The organism is Collinsella sp. An307 (genome assembly GCF_002161805.1).
Classification (GTDB): domain Bacteria; phylum Actinomycetota; class Coriobacteriia; order Coriobacteriales; family Coriobacteriaceae; genus Coprousia.
This window is the reverse complement of the sequence record NZ_NFIP01000003.1, coordinates 64,790-85,454: the sequence shown is the minus strand read 5'-3', so window position 1 is coordinate 85,454 and position 20,665 is coordinate 64,790. Positions and strand designations below refer to the sequence as shown.

General features: G+C 62.8%; 19 protein-coding genes. 7 read left to right on the top strand and 12 right to left on the bottom strand.

The features are described from left to right. Positions 1-5 precede the first annotated feature (5 nt). The 3 genes from B5F89_RS10345 to B5F89_RS03485 all read right to left on the bottom strand — a co-directional run bounded on the left by B5F89_RS10345 (position 6) and on the right by B5F89_RS03485 (position 2,688). Positions 6-374, bottom strand: coding sequence for a helix-turn-helix transcriptional regulator (locus B5F89_RS10345; RefSeq protein WP_204230566.1), 369 nt, complete (start codon positions 372-374; stop codon positions 6-8). A 9-nt stretch (positions 375-383) separates the two neighbouring features. Further along, the gene (locus tag B5F89_RS03490; RefSeq protein WP_087430418.1) at positions 384-1,019 is read right to left on the bottom strand and encodes a hypothetical protein; all 636 of its coding nucleotides are present in this window, start codon (positions 1,017-1,019) and stop codon (positions 384-386) included. Positions 1,020-1,323: 304 nt separating this feature from the next. Next, on the bottom strand, positions 1,324-2,688 hold the full coding sequence (locus tag B5F89_RS03485) for a PFL family protein (RefSeq protein WP_087430417.1): 1,365 nt from the start codon (positions 2,686-2,688) through the stop codon (positions 1,324-1,326). A gap of 76 nt (positions 2,689-2,764) precedes the next feature. Between B5F89_RS03485 and B5F89_RS03480 the strand changes: the two genes are divergently transcribed. The 3 genes from B5F89_RS03480 (at position 2,765) to B5F89_RS03470 (ending at position 5,668) form a co-directional block, all read left to right on the top strand. Further along, positions 2,765-3,679 (top strand): class I SAM-dependent methyltransferase, encoded by a 915-nt coding sequence (locus B5F89_RS03480; protein ID WP_087430416.1) that lies wholly within the window; start codon positions 2,765-2,767, stop codon positions 3,677-3,679. 62 nt (positions 3,680-3,741) lie between these two features. Next, a complete protein-coding gene (locus tag B5F89_RS03475; RefSeq protein ID WP_087430415.1) occupies positions 3,742-4,869 on the top strand; it encodes an aldo/keto reductase in 1,128 nt (375 codons plus the stop codon). 85 nt (positions 4,870-4,954) lie between these two features. Further along, positions 4,955-5,668 (top strand): hypothetical protein, encoded by a 714-nt coding sequence (locus tag B5F89_RS03470; protein WP_087430414.1) that lies wholly within the window; start codon positions 4,955-4,957, stop codon positions 5,666-5,668. A gap of 5 nt (positions 5,669-5,673) precedes the next feature. Here the strand turns inward: B5F89_RS03470 and B5F89_RS03465 are convergent, their stop codons facing one another. Then, a complete protein-coding gene (locus B5F89_RS03465; protein WP_087430413.1) occupies positions 5,674-8,811 on the bottom strand; it encodes a vitamin B12-dependent ribonucleotide reductase in 3,138 nt (1,045 codons plus the stop codon). Between the two features lie 413 nt (positions 8,812-9,224). Then, entirely contained in the window at positions 9,225-10,370 is a 1,146-nt protein-coding gene (locus tag B5F89_RS03460) for a hypothetical protein (protein ID WP_087430412.1), read from the bottom strand. Between the two features lie 218 nt (positions 10,371-10,588). On the opposite strand from B5F89_RS03460, the gene yhbY reads away from it, so the two are divergent. The 3 genes from yhbY (at position 10,589) to B5F89_RS03445 (ending at position 12,408) form a co-directional block, all read left to right on the top strand. Further along, on the top strand, positions 10,589-10,888 hold the full coding sequence (yhbY, locus tag B5F89_RS03455) for a ribosome assembly RNA-binding protein YhbY (protein ID WP_087430411.1): 300 nt from the start codon (positions 10,589-10,591) through the stop codon (positions 10,886-10,888). A 27-nt stretch (positions 10,889-10,915) separates the two neighbouring features. After that, on the top strand, positions 10,916-11,758 hold the full coding sequence (locus tag B5F89_RS03450) for a histidinol-phosphatase HisJ family protein (protein ID WP_087430410.1): 843 nt from the start codon (positions 10,916-10,918) through the stop codon (positions 11,756-11,758). Positions 11,759-11,967: 209 nt separating this feature from the next. Then, positions 11,968-12,408 (top strand): hypothetical protein, encoded by a 441-nt coding sequence (locus B5F89_RS03445; protein WP_143758332.1) that lies wholly within the window; start codon positions 11,968-11,970, stop codon positions 12,406-12,408. Between the two features lie 164 nt (positions 12,409-12,572). Here B5F89_RS03445 and B5F89_RS03440 read toward each other — a convergent pair whose 3' ends face one another. After that, the gene (locus B5F89_RS03440) at positions 12,573-14,150 is read right to left on the bottom strand and encodes an alpha-amylase family glycosyl hydrolase (protein ID WP_087430408.1); all 1,578 of its coding nucleotides are present in this window, start codon (positions 14,148-14,150) and stop codon (positions 12,573-12,575) included. A 173-nt stretch (positions 14,151-14,323) separates the two neighbouring features. Between B5F89_RS03440 and B5F89_RS03435 the strand changes: the two genes are divergently transcribed. Then, positions 14,324-14,614, top strand: coding sequence for a hypothetical protein (locus B5F89_RS03435; protein ID WP_087430407.1), 291 nt, complete (start codon positions 14,324-14,326; stop codon positions 14,612-14,614). Positions 14,615-14,641: 27 nt separating this feature from the next. On the opposite strand, the gene B5F89_RS03430 is transcribed toward B5F89_RS03435, so the two are convergent. From B5F89_RS03430 to B5F89_RS03405, 6 genes are all read right to left on the bottom strand, one after another. Beyond that, a complete protein-coding gene (locus B5F89_RS03430) occupies positions 14,642-15,565 on the bottom strand; it encodes a DNA/RNA non-specific endonuclease (protein ID WP_087430406.1) in 924 nt (307 codons plus the stop codon). Between the two features lie 101 nt (positions 15,566-15,666). Next, on the bottom strand, positions 15,667-16,350 hold the full coding sequence (locus B5F89_RS03425) for a class I SAM-dependent methyltransferase (RefSeq protein ID WP_239286656.1): 684 nt from the start codon (positions 16,348-16,350) through the stop codon (positions 15,667-15,669). Beyond that, positions 16,347-16,901, bottom strand: coding sequence for a phosphatase PAP2 family protein (locus B5F89_RS03420; protein WP_087430405.1), 555 nt, complete (start codon positions 16,899-16,901; stop codon positions 16,347-16,349). Before B5F89_RS03420 ends, B5F89_RS03425 begins: the two co-directional genes overlap by 4 nt. Before the next feature lie 8 nt (positions 16,902-16,909). Then, the gene (locus tag B5F89_RS03415) at positions 16,910-17,536 is read right to left on the bottom strand and encodes a sugar O-acetyltransferase (RefSeq protein WP_087430404.1); all 627 of its coding nucleotides are present in this window, start codon (positions 17,534-17,536) and stop codon (positions 16,910-16,912) included. 329 nt (positions 17,537-17,865) lie between these two features. After that, on the bottom strand, positions 17,866-18,849 hold the full coding sequence (gene guaA, locus B5F89_RS03410; protein ID WP_087430403.1) for a glutamine-hydrolyzing GMP synthase: 984 nt from the start codon (positions 18,847-18,849) through the stop codon (positions 17,866-17,868). Positions 18,850-19,002: 153 nt separating this feature from the next. Continuing rightward, positions 19,003-20,628 carry an MFS transporter gene (locus B5F89_RS03405; RefSeq protein ID WP_087430402.1) on the bottom strand — a complete coding sequence of 542 codons (1,626 nt, stop codon included), beginning with the start codon at positions 20,626-20,628 and terminating at the stop codon, positions 19,003-19,005. Positions 20,629-20,665: the final 37 nt, after the last annotated feature.

Below are 20,665 nucleotides of genomic sequence, written 5' to 3'. Positions count from 1 at the left end.
CGCGCTTATGCCCCCGCAAGACCGATGTCGGCAGAAGGTCCTGCCGCATCGCCGTGGACAACGCCCGTGGCGGTACCCTCCGCCTCAGGTCCTTCTACCACAAGCCCAGTTGCTTGAACGCGCGCCGCCTCCGTGTGAGGCGCTGCGATACCGAGCACACTGGCAACCTCGGCGTCGGGGATGAACTCGAGCAGATCCCCCGGTTGGCAGCGAAGCACCTCGCATATTGCCTCGAGCGTCGAGAACCGGATTGCGTTGATCTTTCCCGTCTTGATGCGCGATATGTTCACGGGCGATATCCCAATGCGCTCCGCAAGCTCTTTAGATGACACTTTGCGGTCTGCAAGCATGCGATCGAGTCTCATAACAATCATGGCTGTCCCCTACAGTAAGGTGTCGTCCTGCCGTTGCAGAATCTGTCCGTACGTAATGATAGGTGCAAAGGTAAGGATCAAGATGCCCAATACACCGATGGCAAAATGCTGAGCCCGCGGTATGGCGCCCTCTGCTATCAAAAGGCCCAAATCGAATTGCCCGTAATTAAGCGTGATATACAATCCACCAACTACAGAGGGCACAATCGCCACCAGAAGACAGGTGATGCCGATAAGTCTCAGCCTTCGCTCTGCTTTTTTCTCAAACGGCCTGCCGGTGCGAGAAATGTCGGCAAACAGAAGCGCCGCAACAATCAATCCAGCCGTTGCGAGCAAGGCCTCCAACGAGTCGGGGATATGGAGTGCCCCAACGAGAAGCCCGTTCGTATCCCATATCTCAATCACAGGAGAGGCGATAAAGATGACACGATTTCCGTCCGCCGTCTCATCGAGTGAAACACCCGAAGAGGTCAACAGCGCCTGCGTCATCTTCACGACCGGCAGCAGGACTCTCATACAACAAAGGACTGCCCCTGCTGCGCATATCACGGCTGCAATGCGCGAGGCTTGGCGAATGCGCACGAGCACGCGCTTGCGCACCTCTTCCTCAACATGCATGGTCCCGAATAGGTTGCTCGTCGTCATGACTCCTCCTTCCGCCTATGTTCAATTTGATTATAGCAACTATTTAATGTTTTTCATTATTTATTTTCATATTATAACTGACGCATAATATCCCATCGGCGAGCACCCCAAGCTAGTCACATTCGCTTCTGCCAAGATGGTCAAATCGCCCAATTCCAACGTCGAGGAGCTGCGCCGTACCGGGTGCTATGGGCAAAACCTCACGCGTATACGGAAACGGCCGCCTCTGGCAAGGCGGCCGTTCGATACGGAATATGATTGGCCCCGGTGGCGCTTGCAGCGCACCGTCCTAAGATGGAACCCCCTAGTTCTTAAGCGAGTTCAGCGGTGCCGGGAAGCGGCCGCCACGGTGGGCAAACACGGTGCCCGCATGACTGTTGACCGGCATGATGGGTGCGCGACCAAAAAGACCGCCGTACTCAACGGACTCGCCCACGCCCTTGCCGATGGCCGGGATGATGCGCACCGCGGTGGTCTTGTTGTTGATAACGCCGATGGCCATCTCGTCGGCGATGATGCCGGCGATGGTCTCCACGCTCGTGTCGCCGGGGATGGCGATCATGTCGAGACCAACTGAGCAGACGCAGGTCATGGCCTCGAGCTTCTCGAGCGTGAGCGCGCCGGCCTCGGCGGCGGCGATCATGCCCGCATCCTCAGACACGGGGATGAAGGCGCCCGAAAGACCGCCGACGCTCGACGTTGCCATGACGCCACCCTTCTTGACGCAGTCGTTCAAGAGGGCAAGCGCGGCCGTGGTGCCCGGGCCACCGCAGGTGCCGACGCCGATGATCTCCAGGATGCGCGCAACCGAGTCGCCGATGGCAGGCGTAGGCGCGAGCGACAGGTCGACGATGCCCTTCTCCACGCCCAGGCGGCGCGCGGCCTCGCGGCTCATGAGCTCGCCCGCGCGGGTGATCTTGAAGGCGGTCTGCTTGATCTTCTCGGCGACCTCCATCATGCTCGCGCTCTCGGGAAGCTCCTCGAGCGCGGCAGCCATGACGCCGGGGCCGGAAACGCCCACGTTGATGACCGCGTCTGCCTCGCCGGAGCCGTGCACGGCACCCGCCATGAAGGGCGAGTCCTCCACCATGTTGGCAAAGACCACAAACTTGGAAGCGCCCACGGAATCGGCATCGGCAGTGAGCTCGGCGGAGCGACGGACAATCTCGGCGACCTTGAGCACGGCGTCCATGTTGATGCCCGCGCGCAGGCTCGCCACGTTCACGCTCGAGCACACGCGGCTCGTGGCCGCCAGCGCCTCGGGGATGCAGTTCATGAGGCGGCGATCGGCGTCGCCGATGCCCTTGTGCACGAGCGCGGAGTAGCCGCCGAGGTAGTCGATGCCGAGGGTTTCGGCCGCGCGGTCAAGAGCGTGCGCGAGCGGCGTCAGGTCCTCGTCCTTGCACGCCGCAGCGATCTGGGCGACGGGGGTGACCGACACGCGCTTGTTCACGATGGGAATACCGTACTCGTGCTGGAGGTTCTCTGCCGTCTCGACCAGGTGCTCGGCCGTTGACGTCACGTGGTCGTAGACCTTGGTGGCCATGCGCTCGAGGTTCTCGTCGGCACAGCCCATAAGCGAGATGCCCATAGTGATGGTGCGGATGTCGAGGTTCTGCTCGGCAACCATGCCACGGGTCTCGGCGATCTCTTGCGGAGTGATAGCCATGATGCGGCTCGCTTTCGCTCGCGATTTATAATCGGGGTTATTGTACCGTGGCAACCTCAGGGAGGTAGTGCGTTTCATGCCGCTTCACAAGCAGAACGGGACACAGGGGGTCTCGGGCGCCTCTAATCCCGAAGCCACCCTCATCACCACCGACTGGAATGAGGAGTGGAAGGCGCTTCAGACGATGCGGCGCTCCCCCGACAATCCGAGCTGGTGGGACGGGCGCGCAAAGCACTTCCGCCCGCGTGAGACGCACCCCTACGCCCAAGACTTTCTTGACCTCGCCGCGCTTCGCCCCGGCGAGCGCGTGCTCGACATGGGGTGTGGCGGCGGCACACTCGCCATCCCGCTCGCGCAGGCGGGACATCCCGTTGTTGCCTGCGACTTCTCGCGCGCCATGCTCGACGTCCTCGCTGATGGCTGCGCCTACTACGGGGTTGGCGACCTTGTGGAGGAGCATCTGCTCGCCTGGGACGAGGACTGGCAGGCGGCGGGCATTGCGCCCAAGTCGGTCGATGTGGCCTTTGCGAGCCGCTCTATCGCCACGCGCGATCTTGCCGATGCGCTCACCAAGCTCGACCGATCCGCGCGACGCCGTTGCTGCATCACGCTCGTGACCGGTGCGAGCCCACGTGTCGACACCACCATCATGGCCGCAATCGGCGCCTCGGTGACCGAGAGCCGCGACTACGTCTACGCCTTCAACATCCTCGTAGGCCTCGGCCGCTATCCCGAGGTGCGCTACATCACCTCGCCAAGGCGTGACACCTTCGATTCGCTTGAAGACGGTGTGCAAGATTTTTCGCGCATGCTCGAAGGCGGCAACGAGGGGCGCGTCGACGAACTCAGGAATTACCTCGCCGCGCACATGGTCGAGAACCCCGACGCGGGAAAACCCGGCCAAAAGGGCAAACCGCAGGGCCGCTATATGCTCGACCATGAGCGCATCATGCGCTGGGCGTTTATCGCTTGGAACACGTCCGCGTCATGACGCGATGCTCCCGCCGTTTGCGGGGTACCATCGGATACGTAGCACAAGAGAGGGAAGTCTCCATGAACGCAACCGAGATCGCGCAGATGCCCAAGCTGGGATTCGGGCTCATGCGTCTACCAGAGACGGATGGCGCCATCGACATCGAAACTGTCAAAGGGATGGTCGATGCCTCCCTTGTCGCGGGTTTCAACTACTTCGACACCGCCTACGTCTACCATAGCGGCACGTCCGAGAACGCCGTCAAGCAGGTACTTGTGGAGCGTTACCCGCGCGACGCCTTTATGCTTGCAACCAAGCTCCCCGCCTGGGCGATGGAGAGCACCGAGGATCGCGACCGCATCTTTAACGAACAACTCGAGCGCACCGGTGCCGGGTACTTCGATTTCTACCTGCTCCATAGTGTGGAGAACGGCAAGAACTATGACACCTATGAGCGCTTCGGCTGCTTTGACTGGGCGCTCGAAAAGAAGGCCGCCGGCCTCATCCGTCACTTTGGCTTCTCGTTCCACGGCACGCCTGAGCTTCTCGAGGAGGTGCTCGATCGTCACCCCGAGGTGGAGTTCGTCCAGATTCAGCTCAACTACGCCGACTGGGAGAACCCGCTCGTCCAGTCGGGACGTCTGTACGAGATCCTACGCGAGCGGCAGATTCCCATCATCGTGATGGAGCCCGTGAAGGGTGGCAAGCTCGCCGACATCGATCCCGAGCTTGCCTCGATGCTCGACGCTGCGCGCCCCGGCGCGTCGCCTGCCTCGTGGGCGCTACGTTACGTGGGCTCGCTCGACGACGTCATGACCATCCTGTCGGGTATGTCCACGCCCCAGCAGATGGCAGAGAACATCGAGACCTTCTCGCACTTCGAGGCGCTCTCCGCAGACGAGCAAACCGTTCTTGCCGAGGTCGTCAAGAAGATGCTCGATATGCCCCAGGTCGCCTGCACGGCGTGCCGCTACTGCACCGACGGCTGCCCGCAGCACATCAACATCCCCGAGGTGTTCCGCGCCCTTAACATCGCGCGGCGCTACCCCAAGGACAGCAGCCCCAAGAGCCTCTACCAGAGTATCGTCGACGCAGGGAGCGGACGCGCGAGCGACTGCATCGCCTGCGGTCAGTGCGAGGGTGTCTGCCCGCAGCACCTCCCCATCATCGAGCTTCTGCAAGAGGCGGCGGAGCGTTTTGATTCCTAGGAGCGTTTCGACCCTTAGGGGCGTTTCGATTCTTAGGAGCACCTGACTGACAGACAAAGCGCCTGAAACCGTTTGGGAGTACACCGTGACCGAAGCCAAGCACGCAAAGAAGACCGCCCCGCGCCATGCCGCGGCACCGCGGGGCGCGCACGCGCCCATCAATGCCGCCGATGCCGCCCATCGCGCCGCGCGCACCGTCGATACGAGAGAGCGTACGCGCCAGCGCCAGGCTGCCGCCGGCGTCGGTCGTGCGCGGGCCGAAACGCTAGGGCGCTCAACGTCGAGCGGTCATGCCGGCGCGATAGCAGGCGCGGTCATAGGCATCGCGCTCGCCTGCGCGCTCATCTGGTTTGTGGGCGGCGCGGTCCTGCGCGCCTTTATGGCAGACGAGCCCGTGGCAGATGAGCTCATCGCCACAGACCAAGCCGATGCCACCGCATCTGCCACCGCTGACGCCTCGGGAACACTTGACGTTATAGGCTTCACCTACTCGTTTGAGATGACGCCCGAGGGCGACTATGCCCTCGCCCGGCAAAACATCGGCTCCAGCGCCGACCCTCTGACGGTCTTCCTTGTGACCGGAGAACCGGTGGGCATGGCCACCTATAACGGCGTTATCTACGTCGTATCCAACCTCGATGGCAGCTTCTACCTGCAAAGCTTCATCCCCGGTGACGGTTCTCTTCCCTCTGAACCAACGCAGGAGGAAGGCACCGTCACCGGGATGGAGCTCCAAGGCTCCGAACTTCGCCTCACTGAGGAGGGCGGGCGCATCTACACCCTAGAACTCGGCGCCTAGGGCAATCAGCTGCAGCCGGTTGTGGTCCCGCAGTCCATGCAAACCTTGCAAGTCCCGTTCTGCACCATGCGAGAGCTGCCGCAGTTAGGGCAGACGCTACCGTCGTAGAGGCGCTCGCCGTGAATCGCCGTATCGTGCACCGCCTCACTCACAAACGCCGCCGTGAAGAAGTCCTTGGTATCGACCTGACCGGTCTCCTCCTCGAGCTCCTGCTCCTTGACGGCCGTAAGGCGGTTCAGCTCCTCTTCCGTCGCAACGGGCTCCTCGTCAAAGGCGGGCTCCACGGCAACGGGCGCGGTCGCCGGCGCCGGCGTGGCTCCGGCGATCTGACCCCAACCCTCAGGCTTTACCTGCACGCGTGAGTAGTCACCAAGCTCGATATCGATCACCTTGGAGATGAGGTCTGAGATGGACGTCACGTACTTGATGTTGGGATGGCTCTGGACAAAGCCGTAGGGCTCGTACATCTGCCCGCGGAGCATCTTGGAGATGCGCTCGGCGGGAATACCGTACTGGAGCATGACCGAGATGGTCTTGGAGAGCGAGTTCAGCAGGCCCATGATGGTGGTGCCCTCACGGTCGGTCGTCACAAAGAGCTCGGCAATCTCGCCGTCCTCGTTGCGGTTGACCGTGGTGTAGATCTTGACGCCGTCGATCTGCGCCAGATGGGTGTGGCCGTTGCGGATACCGATGATGCGGCGACGCTCCGCAGCACGCGCCGGAGCATCGCGCATGATCTGCTCTTTTGCCGAGCGCGCATAGGCGAGGAGGTCTGCGTAGGAGAGGTCGCCGAGGTCGCGGTCGGTCTCGTCATCCACCAGCGAGTTGTTGAGCGGCTGGGCGTTTTTGGATCCATCGCGATACAGCGTGATGCCCTTGCACCCCGTCTGCCACGAGAGCATGATGACGTCCTTAAAGTCGTCGACGGTGGCAGAGTGAGGCAGGTTCACCGTCTTGGAAATGGCGCCCGAGACAAGCGGCGTGAGCGCGGCGACCATAAGGACATGGCCCCTGGGGTCGATATAGCGCTCGCCGGTGCCGCAGGTGTTTGCGGTATCGAAGATGGGCAGGTGCTCGGGCTTGAGATGCGGCGCGCCCTCGATCTTGCCGTCGACGATCATGCCGTTGTCGTCGGTCGCCTGAACGTAGGCGAGAATGTCCGACACCTCCTCGTCGGTATAGCCGAGATGCGCCAGAGCATCGCCGATGACGGGGTTTGCGAGCGTCATGAAGCCGCCGCCGGAGAGCTTCTTGTAGATCATGTGGCTAAAGAACGGCTCGATGGAGGTGGCGCCGCAGTCCATGGCAAACGAGATGGTGCCCGTGGGCGCAAGCACGCTCACCTGCGCGTTGCGATACCCGTAGCGCTCGCCGAGCTCCTCGGCAAACGTCCAGCTCTCGATGAGCGCCTGCGCAAGCTCGCCCTCCCCCGCTTGAACGAGCAGGTCGAAGTCGACGACGGGTGGCTCGATGGTGAGCTCCTCGAACGGGTCGTTTCTGGCGCCCGCCACGCGGGCGTGGTTGCGGATGACGCGCATCATATGGCGCTTGTTGATATCGAAGCAGTCAAACGGCCCCACCTTGCGCGCCATGATTGCCGACGCCGCGTAGCTGCGGCCGGTAAGCGTCCCCACGAGCGCGGAGGCGAGGGCACGTGCCTCGGGCGAATCGTAGGGCATACCCTTGGCCATAAGCAGACTCGCAAGGTTGGAGATGCCAAGGCCCGTCGCGCGGAACCGATAGGTCTTGCGCGCGATGTCCTTTGTGGGGAACTGCCCCCACGCAATCGATGCCTCGAGCGCCAACTGGATGAGGTCAATGGCATGCTCGTAACCCTCGACGTCAAAGACACCCGTCGCAGGGTCGAAGAAGCGGTAGACGTTAATGGAGGCGAGGTTGCAGCTCGAGTCGTCGAGGAACGCGTACTCACCGCACGGGTTTGTCGAGTTCAGCCGGTTATAGGTCGCTCCCACAACACCGTCCTCGCCACCCGGGCAGGTGTGCCACTCGTTAAAGGTGTCCGAGAACTGCGGTGCCGGGTCGGCGCAGCGCCAGGCGCATTCGTTGAACTCATTCCAGATGTGCGCGACCGATACCTCGCGGTCAAGGGCGCGGTCCACGCGGCCGCGCAGCAGGTAGGTGGCATCCGGATCCTCGTCGAGCGCAGCGACCTTTGCCATGAATTCGTTATCGATACGCAGGGAGTTGTTGGAGTTCTGGCCGGACACGGTGGCGTAGGCCTCGCCGTTGATGTCGCCGTCATAGCCCATCTTCATGAGGGCGAGGGCTTTGTCCTCCTCTTTGGCCTTCCACGTGATGAACTTCTCGATATCGGGGTGATCGATATCAAGGCAGACCATCTTGGCGGCGCGGCGCGTGGTGCCACCGCTCTTGATGGCGTCCGCGTTACGGTCGAGACCGCGCAGGAAGCTCATGACACCGCTCGACACGCCGCCGCCCGAGAGGCGCTCTCCCTCGGCGCGCAACGCGCTGAAGTTGGAGCCCGTGCCCGAGCCGCCCTTGAAGAGCTTGGTCTCGGTCACAAACTCATCGGAGATGGAGTGCTCACCGAGCAGCTTATCCTCAACGCTCACGATAAAGCATGCAGACGCCTGTGTGCGCGTGTACTGATCCAGCGCCTCGACCACCTCACCGGTGGTGGGCTCGACATAGTACATGCCCTGCGGCTCGCCGGCGATGCCATACGCACGCTTGAGGCCGGTGTTGAACCACTGCGGCGAGTTGGGGGCGAACCTCTGGTCCAAGATCATATAGACGAGCTCGTCGTAGAGAATCTGTGCCTCGTCGCCCTCGTCGACAAGGCCCTCGTCCACCAATGCCGCCACCCAAAAATCGACCATGCGATGTGCCACCTGGCGCATGGAGGTCTCGCTGCCGCCACCGGGCACTCCTGCGCGGCGGAAGTACTTAGATGCGATGATGTCGACGGCGTTTTGCGAGTAGTTTGCCGGGAACTCGAGCCCCTCCATGTCGCAGAGGGTCTTGCCCGTCTTGTAGTCGGCGAGGTGTACCGACCGCTCCGACCACTCGAACAGGTCGTACACCGTCTTTCCCGCGTTCTCGGGCGCATCCAGCGCTTGTGTGAAACGCCTCACGATAAGCTCGTCAACGGTCGTAGCCATGATCCCTCGCTCTCTCACCGGCCCGGGGCCCTGCCCCGCGCTTCCGGATGCTTGCGAACAGTATGGCGGCCCGTGCGGACAGAGAAATGACACGCGCTGAACGTCCACGATAGAGCCAGCCGACAAAAGTCTATCAACTTGAGCGCCAATATACATACAAGATGTAGGGTATTAGGCGAATGGACGCCCTATATATAGTCTCTCTTAGGTATCTTTTCTCGACCTGCGCCCCTGTGCCTCGCCTCAACGACCTCTTCAACATCTCGCTCGCCGCTCACCGAAAAACAGCGCCCGTCACGCTTGTACGCGCGGCGGGCGCTACAACATGTAGTATTCGAGACGAGACCCCGGCTTTGCACGGAGCGGCACTTCGCTGTATTGCGCGTCCGCCCTGAGGAAGCGCAACCTATCGCTTACTCGACATCGAAGAGGTAGTCGAGGTCGGCCTCCCAGCTTTCCTCGTCGATCTTCCACGCGCCATCGACATTGCGCAGGACAAGATCCATCGCATAGCCATCGTTTAGGGGTGCGCGGCGCGCCGCCTCCATGAACATGATGCCCACGCGCTCGACGTCCTCCTCGTAGCTCGAGACCGCGTACTCCTCCGAGTTCTTGTAGACATCCATCAACGTGTTGAACTCGTCGATAACCGAGAAGACGTCGCGGCAGGTCACGGTCGTGCGCACGAGCGCGGCATCGTCCTCGTAGCTCGCATAGACGTCGTTGATGGTGTAGCTCATATCCTCGAGCATGACACGGGCGTACTCCTCCGCGTCGACCCCGCAGTCGGAGAGGGTGAAGATCTCCATCTGGTCCGCAAAACCCTCCGACACCAGCGCCGCGATAAGCGAGGTCTCCACTGGATCTGCCGCGGCAAGCGCCGCCAGGCGCTCGTCGGCAGCGTCGTAGATGGCGCGCTCCTGCTCGTCGAGGCCCTCGGGCGACACGGCCCCGCCATAGGCGAAGTCCTCGCCCTCGTCGAGGTAGCTCTCGATGTCCTCGGCATCCTCGCCAAAGATATCGTCGGCAAAACCATCGTCAAACGTGTCGTGATCAAGCGGGTCGAGCCCCTCAAACACCTGGTCATCTTCCCGGGCAGGCTCCGTCGGCTTTAAGAGGTGCGGCCCTACGAAGGCAATCGCAACGGCAATCACCACGGCGATCACCCCAATGGCCACTACAGCACCCGCGCCGATACCGCGCCGACCCTTGGCAGCCGGAGTGCCCTCCCCATATGAGGGGTCCATGGGTCCGTTCCATGGGTTGACCTCGGGTTCCTTCCCATAGTCGGGATCCACCGGACCGTTCCAGGGGTTGACCTCGGGCTCCTCTGGGGTGGCGGGAGCTGCCTGCGCGGCGGAGTCAGCCACCTGCGCGGCGGGGTCGGCATCCTCGGCTGCAGGCGCAGGCGACTCGGACTCGGTGCCCTCCGCAGGGCGCTCGGTCGCCTCGGGGGCGACTGAAGGCTCGCCTGCCGTAGGCGGTTCCTCCGTCGCGAAAGCACCCGGAAACACCTCGAGCTCGTTTACCGGCTCGTTTGCCTTATCGTTCGTATCCATAGCGGCCTACTTTCTGCCGTCGGCTGTCGTTTGTTCACACCATAGTATCCAAGGCGGCCCGCTCGCGTGAGGACGTATCGGCATACGGAGAAAATCGTGTGCTGCCTGACCTTTCTGCTGCACAATCGGCATTTGCGTTGTCTTGCGCGAGGTATATGCGGTATCGTGGGAGAACTTGAACCCTACCGGCGCCCAGCGCCGAAGAAAGAGAGAAGCTAATGGCACTCACCGGACGCCAAGTCAGACAGCTGCGCAGCCTCGCGCATCACCTCGACCCCGTTGTCATGATCGGCAAAGGCGACATCAGCGACGGCATCATCGCGCAGGCAAGCGACAGCCTTGAGGCACATGAGCTCATCAAGTGCTCGGTCCTCGACAGCTCCATGCTCACCGCGCGCGAGGCGGCAGACGACCTCGCCCAGGCGCTCGGCGCCGAAGTCGTCCAGGTCATTGGACGCCGCTTCTCCCTCTACCGCGCGAGCAGCCGCAAGGATATCGAGCACATCAAGCTCGACTAAGTGCCGTTCACCGCTTTGGGAGGGTCCATGCTCGCCGACTACCACGTTCACTCCGAGTTCAGCGACGACTCCGTCTACGCCGTCGACGACATCTGCCGCGACGCCATCCGGCTGAACCTCTCCGAGATCTGCTTTACCGATCACGTGGACTACGGTATCAAGCCCGACATCGACCACCCTGAGCTTGCCCCCGTATTCGACGGCGAGCCGGCCCTCAACGTCGACTACGAGCGCTACTTCCCCACCCTTGCCGAGGTGCGCGACCGCTATGCGCGCGACCTCACCGTAAAGCGCGGCCTTGAGCTCGGCGTGCAGATGCACACCATCGACCGCTACGAACAGCTGCTCTCGCGCTGGGGCGGGGAGATGGACTTTGCCATCCTCTCCATCCATCAGGTAGGCGATGCCGAGTTCTGGACCGGCGATTTTCAGCGCGGCCGCACCCAGAAGGAGTACAACGACGCGTACTACGAGGAAATGCTCAAAGTCGTCACGAACTACACGGGCTACAGCGTGCTCGGCCATCTTGACCTTATCAAACGCTACGACGACGCGGGCATCTATCCCTTTGAGAACAGCCGCGACGTAATCGCCGAGATTCTCACCCGCGCTATCGCCGACGGCAAGGGTATCGAAGTCAACACCTCGAGCTTCCGCTACGGCCTTCCCGACCTCCAGCCCTGCACCGAGATCCTTCGCCTCTACCGTGACCTCGGCGGTCGCATCATCACCGTCGGCAGCGACTCGCACGAGCCGGCGCATCTGGGGGCGTATCTTGCCCTCGTCAAGCGGCGCCTCGCCGAACTCGGCTACACCGAATACTGCACGTTTGAGGGTTGGGAGCCCGTCTTCCATCCCATCGACGCGTAGAGGCTGCCATGGGGGCTCCGCAACGTATCCTTCTTGTGCATGCCAAGGCTCCGGCGGACTCACCTGAGCCTCTGCGGGAGCTCGACCAAGCTGCTGGTTTATTGCTGGATGATTTTGCCGAGGCCTTTGCCGTATATGCCCGTCTTTCTGCGGCAGGGCACGGCAATGCGGCGGCTATACCCTCACTGCAGCGAATCTCTCTACCAGACATGTCAACCGGCACTCAAGGCGCTCTTGGCGAGACGGGCCGCTTCGATGCCGCCGTCATCGGCTTCGCCGCGGAGTGCCCCCACGTGCCCGAGCTAAGCCACATGGTCGTGCCGGGCGCCCGCGTTTATGCTGTGGGCGCCCTAGCGGACGTGGCCGCAAGCGACGGCGCAGACCAGCGCAACATCGATGAGGCCTTCGGCGCGCTCGCACAGGCGTGCCGCCGGGATGGTCTCGCTTGGTCGGGCCATCTTGCCGTCGCGAGCGCCGAGGTACTCCCGCGACTTACCCGCAGCCCGCGCATGGGCATGTTCCGCCGCCCCGTCTCCGAGGCAATCGACCGCCTCATCCTCTCGGTGCGGACCGCTTCCCCCTTTGCGTCCGAGGCCGTACGCCCCGGGGCGTGCCGCCTTGCGCGCAGGCTTCATCCTTTTAGACGGTAACCTTGGTTTCCGTGACCCCTTAATGCATGAAAACCAAGTTTACCAGCGCAAAACGAGCTTGAGCAGCTGGTAAACTCGGTTTCCTGTAGAGGACACTGACTGGTCGGGCGCCAACCTGTAGAAGGCGCTACCAGACGACAGCCATCCCGCCTCTGCCGAGAGCGTTAGCGGACCGTGAAGAACGTGGCGCTCGCCGCGGGCATGGCGAGCGTTCCGTCCGCAAGCTCCGAGGTGCCGCCCAAGGTGTAGATAACCTCGTCTGCCTCGTAGGGGCACGGGCAGGTGGCAGGACGGTCGGCAGGGTTTAGCGCAACCAGCACGCGCTGGCCGCCCTCGGCGCGCTCGGAACGCAGGTACACGAGCGGATAGGCGTCCTTCTCGCAGTACGCAAACTCAATGGCAGCATTCACACCGAGCGCCGGCGTGGCCTTGCGCAGGGCGATGAGCTTTTGCACCTCATGCCACAGCGATGAGTCATCGGCCATCTCGGCAGCGACCGTCGGCGCGTCGTCCGCGGGATCCTGCGAGATATAGAGGTCCTCTGCCGAGGCGCCGGAGAACCCAAAGTTCTTGCCCTCGTCCCACTGCATGGGCGAGCGGGCGCCCGTACGCATGTAGCCGCCCTCGACGGAGGTGACGTCCAGGTGGCGCATACCGATTTCGTCACCATAGTAGATGAAGGGGCAGCCCGGCATAGAGAGGATGAAGGCAAAGGCCATCTTCATCTCTTCGGGGTCGAGGTAGCGGCGCAGGCGCTCCATATCATGGTTGCCCGAGGGGATGCACATAAGGCCGCGGCCGTCGGTGAGGTCGAGGTTGCGCTTGTAGGTGGCCACAAACTCGCTTGCGTCGCCGGCGCCCTCGCGGCTGAAGAACGGATGCGGCGTAATGGTGCTGTGCTCCGGACGACGGAACAGATCCATGTAGTGCGACGTGCCAAACTGCAGCAAGAAGTCCATGTGGAAGCCGGCGCGAATGGTCTTGTCCGGCTCGCCCCACTCGGAGATGAGGACGGCATCGGGATAGTTGGCGTCGAGATAGGCGCGCATATCCTGCCAAAGCGCGATGGTCGCCTCCTGGCCCGGGTCGTTTTTGACGAGCGAGCCCGCCATGTCCACGCGGAAGCCGTCGCAGCCGCGCTCGAGCCAAAACGCCATGACGTCCTTCATGGCCTGGCGCGTGGCGAGGGCCTCGGGGCTATCGACCGCGCTCTGCCACGGCTGGTCGCGTTCGGCAAAGCCGTAGTTAAGCGCGGGCTGGAAGGCAAAAAAGTTCACGCCCACGGCGCCGTTGCGCTCCGAGATACCGCGCAGCACGCCGTTGATGCCCTTGATGTCCATAGGTGCCCAGACGCTATCGTTCCACACGTAACGGCCGGTGTACTCGTTCTCGGCAGCCTTGCAGGATTCGCGGAACCACGGATGCTCAATAGAGGTGTGGCCGGGCACCAGGTCGAGCAGCACGTGCATGCCGCGCGCGTGGCACTCGTCAAACAGGCGGATGAGGTCGTCGTTCGTGCCGTAACGCGGCGCCACTTGGCAGTAGTCGGCAACGTCGTAGCCGGCGTCTCCAAAGGGCGAGACAAAGCAGGGGTTCAGCCACAGGGCGTTCGCGCCGAGCTCCTTGATGTAATCGAGCTTTTCGATGATGCCGGGGATATCGCCGATGCCATCATCGTTGGTATCGTTGAAGCTCTGCGGATAGATCTCGTAGAAAATGCCGTCGTCCAACCACGTGCTCATGTTGTGCTCCTTGTCTCTTCACCCCTCGCAAGAGGGCCCCTTCTGGCATCGTACTACCCAAGAACAACAGCCGCCGACGGACGGATTCGCCGGAAACGTTTTCCAGCCATTGGAAACGTTTTTCATTGCGGGACGGCGGGCGGTACGTTTTAGACGCTGAGGGACGGAGGAGCATGTCGAGTCGAAAACCATCGGCGCGTGCCAAGCGCATCGAGCAGTTCCGCGAAGAGCTCGGCGGCTTCGACGATATCTTTGCGCGCGAGGAACAGCGCCACGACGCGCTGGCAGAGCGCCGCGAACAGGCGCGCTACGAGAAGGCCTGCGCTTCCAAGAAACGCTACGCCACCAAGGGCGAGGCCCTCCTTGCCATAGAGGCGTGCGCCGAGCACGGCAGGCGCGGCCTTACCTGTTACAAGTGCAGCTACTGCGGCGGCTGGCACCTCACCTCTCACCCATGGGAGTAGCGGCGCCCACCGGTGCGGAAGACCCCGCTAGCCGAGGCACTGCGGACAGAGGTTGTAACCCAGACGCTCGGCCTCGGCAATCGAGCCGGTGAACTCCTCGCGGTTGCGGGGCGACATATCCTGCACGCCCTCGCAATCGGGCTCGTGAATCTTCTTGGAACTCGTGTTGAGGATATAGGTACCCTCTGCATCACGGTCGATGGCATCGTCACCCCGCGAAGAAGCGTCCTCAACCACATCGTCGATCGTCTCTTCATCGATCCAGGCATCGCCCGTCGCATAATCGATGGTGACCCCGGGCTGGAGGTTCGGGCACCACACGTCAAAGTTGATCTCGCGGCCGCCATCCTCAAGCGACAGGGCCTCTACGCGAATACCGCGACATACCAGCTCGTCGCCCTCAAACACCGGTGTCGAGCGGTAGAGGACATGGTTATCCGTCTTGTAGATGTAATCTGCCACATCCTCCTCAAACGGGCGCATCACGTCGGCGTTCATCCAGCGCGTACCCGTCACGAGGTTGCGCTCGTTGGCATTCTCTGCCGAGAGGGCCCAGCCGATGAGGTGGCTGCGGTTGTAGAGCGAGCCGCCGTCTACAAAGTCGTAGCGGATAGAGTGCCAGCCTGTGGGGTGAACCTCGCTGATGCTCTCGCGCTCCTCACCGCGGGCGGGCAGCGTCTCGGGACCGAGGCAAGCCATGGCCTCGCCGCATCGACCGAGTACGTCGAGGTCGCTGTAGCGCTCGTAGCCCAGATTGTCCTCGGCGTAGGCAATCTCCTCGTCGGTGAAAGAGGCGTCGTCAACCGTAATCTGCTGTGCATAGGTTCCGGCGCTCTGCTGAACGGAGGCGGCCGTCTGATCGGTCTTGCTCTGCGTGTCTGAGCAGCCGGTGGCACCCAGAAGGACAGACAACAACAGCGTGACGACAAGGGCAAATCTACGCTTGCGCATGGGCTCCCTCAAAAGATCTCCTCACCAAAGGGATGCAACAGAACAACAGGATGTTCCATGGTACCGCGTAGCTCCGCCGCGGAAAGGAGGGCGGCGCGGCATCAACGATTCTTTGGAATCGCAGGCACGATAACGTCGTAGCGCACGGCCTTGCCCGCAAGGCTGTAGCTCGGCTTGACCCCAGCAAGATGCGGTCCCTTAACAGGGCGCTTCACCACGATCTTTTTGGGATGGGCCGCGAGCGCGGCGTCCATAAGCGCGTCCGCGTCGTCGCAGGGGCGCTCGAGATGGTGCAGAAGCTGGAACTTCTTCTTTACCGCAGCGCTCTTGCGTCGCTCGGGAAACATCGGATCGAGGTAGACCACGTCGGGGGTGCGGTCGAGGTGGCGGAGCCCTTCTGTACTGTCAGAGCCCGTAAGCGTCATGCGGGCGGCAATCTCCGCCGTCGCGGACGCGCGGCGGGCACGCTCGAGCGCATCGGCAAGAAGGGCGGCGATAACGGGATCTCGCTCAAAGAGCAGCACCTCAAAGCCCGCGGCTGCTAACAGGAAGGAATCCTCGCCAAGACCTGCCGTCGCATCCACGGCAAGGGGCACCGTACCTGTGGGAGCCTTGACCTTTGCCGCCCGCACGAGGAGCTCGCGCGCAAGCGCCCCGGCACGCACACGCGGAAGCATATCGGCAAAATCAGGCGTGAGCGTCATGCCATCGCCGGCGAGCGTGAGTCCGGCTTGCGTTTGTTGAAGCTCGAGTCCTTCCGGCAGCACGAGGCCCTGTTCCGTCACGCGCGCTCCCCTCCTCTACCTTGCCGCACCTTCACCCATGATGATACCAACAGGGCGGACGCAGCGCCGAGCGCTACGCCAAGGGCCACGCCCGCGGCAACATCGCTAGGCCAATGGACGAACAAGTAGAGCCGCGAGAAGGCAACGGTTGCTGCGAGCGCCCAAACAGGTAGCCAGAGCTTCCAGCGCGCACGCCCGAGCGACACCGCCATGGCAGCAGCGCAGGCAAAGGCGCAGGTAGTATGACCCGAAGGAAACGACCAGCCACCCGGCGCGGGCGCGATAAGCGCAACGGTGGTATCAACCATATAGGGTCGCGGGCGCATAACAACGGCCTTGATTGCAGGTACAGCGAATTCGGCGGCAGCAACGGCAACAAGGATTGCCACGCCCGCGGTGCGCGTCCGTCGAGACACCAAAAGAGCCGCTGCTGCAACGAGCCATATCAGTGAATGAGAGCCGAGCGCCGACGCCGTAACCATGAGCGCATCGGGCGCGGGACCATGCAGCCCCTGTATGGCATGAAGCGCATCCAGCTCCCATCCGCCCATTGCTTCCCCTAATCGTTAAGCCAGAACGGATCGACCGGCTTCCCGTGGTCAAAGAAGCGCTCGTCAGCCTCGTCGATCTTGCGCAGGACACGGCAGGGGTTGCCCACCGCAATCACGCCGGCAGGGATGTCGTGCACGACCACACTGCCGGCGCCCACAACCGAGCCCTCGCCCACCGTCACGCCTGGCAGCACGATGCTGCCAGCACCGATCCATGCGCCGCGGCAGATGCGGACGGGTTTGTTGTACTGGGCGCCCTTTGCACGCAGGCGCGGAGCGACCGGATGCGTTCCGGTACAGAGGGTGACGTTGGGGCCGATCATCACATCATCCTCGATGAAAATGTCTGCATCGTCCACGAGCGTGAGCCCCATGTTCGCATACACCCGGTCCCCCAGGTGCAAGTTGGCGCCGCCCCAGTTGGCGTGAAAGAGCGGCTCGATCATGCAGTCCGTTCCCGCCTCGGCGACGAGCTTGCGCAAGAGTCTCTCGCGCTCGTCCGCATTACCAAACGGCAGGCGATTATATGCGTCCAGCACGTCGCGGTAGCGCGCTTGCTCAGCAAATAGCTCGGGGCTATTGGAGGCATAGAGCCTCCCGTCGGCCATGCGCGCACTCACCTCGGCAAGATCCATAAGCGTCACACCCTGATTGTCATCGTGATTCGAACACTACCCGGTAGTCTACACGCTATCACCGAACAGGTTTTGCCCCTCGGCTTTGAAATCGATGAGGATGAGGCGCTTCACGCCCTCGTGCTGATAAAGGAGCGGGTCGAGCGTGAAGAGATAGCGCGGATAGCCGTCGCGTTTGCAGTCGAACGGCCGAATCTTCTTGAGATGCTACCTGCGACGGCTCAGTCTCACAGAAAACGCCTCCCGGCTCCCATAAAGAGCCAGGAGGCGATATTCGGCTTTTACCGCAACATTTTTAGCATTTTTCAAAACCATGTGCGTTACACAGGCTACTCCCACTCGATGGTGCCGATGGGTTTGGGCGTAAGGTCCATAGCCACGCGGCAGATGCCCGGCACCTCGGCGAGGATGCGCTCGGCAATGCGCTTCATGAGCGCCCAGTCGAGCTCCGGCACCGTGACGGTCATGGCATCGACCGTGTTGACGGCGCGAATGATCGCCGGCCACTCGTAGGCGCGCTTGCCGTCGCGCACGCCCGTGGCGCGCATGTCGGGCACGACAACAAAGTACTGCCAGACCTTGCCGGCAAGACCTGCCTCGGCAAACTCCTCGCGCAGAATCGCGTCGGCCTCGCGCAGCGCCGTTAGGCGATCGCGCGTAATGGCACCGAGGCAGCGCACGCCCAGGCCCGGGCCAGGGAACGGCTGGCGCTCGACCATGGACTCGGGGAGCCCCAGCTCGCGGCCGACCACACGCACCTCGTCCTTAAAGAGGAGCTTCACGGGCTCGCAAAGCTCGAACTGCAGGTCCTCGGGCAGACCGCCCACGTTGTGATGGGCCTTCACGCCATCGGACTCGAGGATATCCGGGTAGATGGTGCCCTGCGCGAGGAACGCGACGTCGTCGGCGACCTTGCGGGCCTCCTCCTCGAACACGCGGATGAACTCGGCGCCGATGATCTTGCGCTTACGCTCGGGCTCCGCCACGCCCTCGAGCAGGTTGAGGAAGCGGTCGGTTGCGTCCACATAGACGAGGTTGGCGTCCATCTGGTTCTTGAAAACGTCGATGACCTGCTCGGACTCGCCCTTGCGCATGAGGCCGTGGTTCACGTGCACGCAGATAAGCTGCTTACCCACGGCGCGAATGAGAAGCGCCGCGACGACGCTCGAATCGACGCCGCCCGAAAGCGCGAGCAGCACCTTCTTGTCGCCAATCTGCGCACGGCAGGCCTCAACCTGCTCGGCGATGAACGCCTGTGCGAGCTCGGGGGTGGTGATGCGGACCATGTCGTCGGGACGCTTGTTGAGGTCCATGGCTCCTCCTAGGCAAGGGGGGTTTCTACATACAGGTCCAGTATATCAGCCATGGATGCAAAAGATGCCCGCCGCACCTGCGACGGGCATCGATGTGAGGGGTGCCGGGAGGGAGCCAGCGGCGTATCATGCCGAGCAATCCGCGCGGGTCCCTCAGCCCTTCTGCTTCTCGGCCACCTTGATGGCAGGCGTCGACGCCAAACCGAGCAGCACCACGGCGGCACCGACCGCATAGGCGATGCGCGTCGACTCGAAGCGAGCCTGTGCCTGAATGCGCACCAGATCACTCCGCTCGGCATCGGTCATGGGGATGTCTACTATCTGTCGCTCAAAGTCCGCGTCGCTACCCAAGTTGATGTTCACGGTAGAGAGACGCTCCGCAACAGAAGGAGAGATGGCCGGGTCCGCGGCGGCGCGGACGCGCACCGAGCTCGTGATGCCAAAGAGGAGCACCGCGCCAAGCAGTGCCACGCCGATGGCCTGGCCCACGTTGCGCATCGTGCTCTGAATACCGCCGGACTGCGCCGCATCGCGCTCGGGCAGCGCCAGAGCGACCACGTTGCTCGCGTGCGACGACACCGTGCCCGCGCCCACGCCAGCCATAAAAGCACCCAGGTAGACACCCACACGGCTGCACCCGTCGACGGTGACCGACAACGCCATGATGCCGAGGGCGAGTGCCATGGCGAGATACCCCGTCTGGATGACGCGCCGCGGGTGGGCGTTGGGCATGAGCTTAGGGATGCCGAGGGCGAGCGCAAAGGTGGGAACACCGGTTGCGATGGAGATGGTCCCCACGTCGACGGGCGTCCACCCGGCAACGAGCTGGAGATAGGGTGCCATCAGGATGGACTGCGCACCCATGAAGAAAAAGGTGATGGCGTTGGCGATAAGCCCCGCGAGCACCTGCGGCGTGGTGAGAAACGACCGCGGGAGCAGCGCGATGCCGTTCTTTTTCTCGACCGTCCCCTCGACCTTAATAAGAATCGCAAGCACCACAATGCCGGCGGCAGCCATGGGAAGCGCCGGCGAGATGCCAAAGAGCGTGAAGGGGCACCCGTCAAGCGGACGCACAAGACCCCAACTCGACACACTCGAGAGACCGATGAGGAAGAGGAACAGGCCGAGTGCGGCGAGCGTGACGCCTATGCCGTCGAAGCGCAGCTTCTCGTCCGCCTCGGCGATGGGCGGCAAGGCGAGCGACGCCGCTGCCACCGCTACAAAGTACGCCGCAAGCGTGAAGAAGGTCACGTGCATGCCCGCGACTTCCATGACCACGCCCAACATGAGGGGCAGCACCGCCGAGAGGCCCGAGGCCGCGCCGATGCACCCAAAGGCGACCATGCGGTCGCGCCCGGTGTACATGACCGGGATGAGGCCGAGCACCGACGGAATGAGAAAGCTCGCACCGAGCCCCACGAGCACACGCCCAACCCAAATGAACACGAACATGTTGGGCGCGACGGCGAGCGCCACCTCGCCCGCCGCGCAAAGCACGGCGCCGATGCGAAACGCCCGCTTCCAGCCGAGGATGGTGCCCATAAGGCCGCCGGCGATCATAAAGGCGCCGCCCACGAGCGGATAAATCATGTTGGCGAGCTGAATGTCTGAGGTCGTGGCGCCGAGCTCGCGCGTGAGCGCCGAGGTAGCGAGAGACAACGCTCCGTTATCGCCCGTGGTGCCCATCTGCGCCAAGATAAGAACAATGACCGGCAGAACCATGAATTTGTGCCGCGCAGAAGTGCAATCCGGCGCAGCCGTGACCGGAGTGGAAGACATATCGATCCTTTTGTTGAGGGAAACGGTCGGCCGGCGG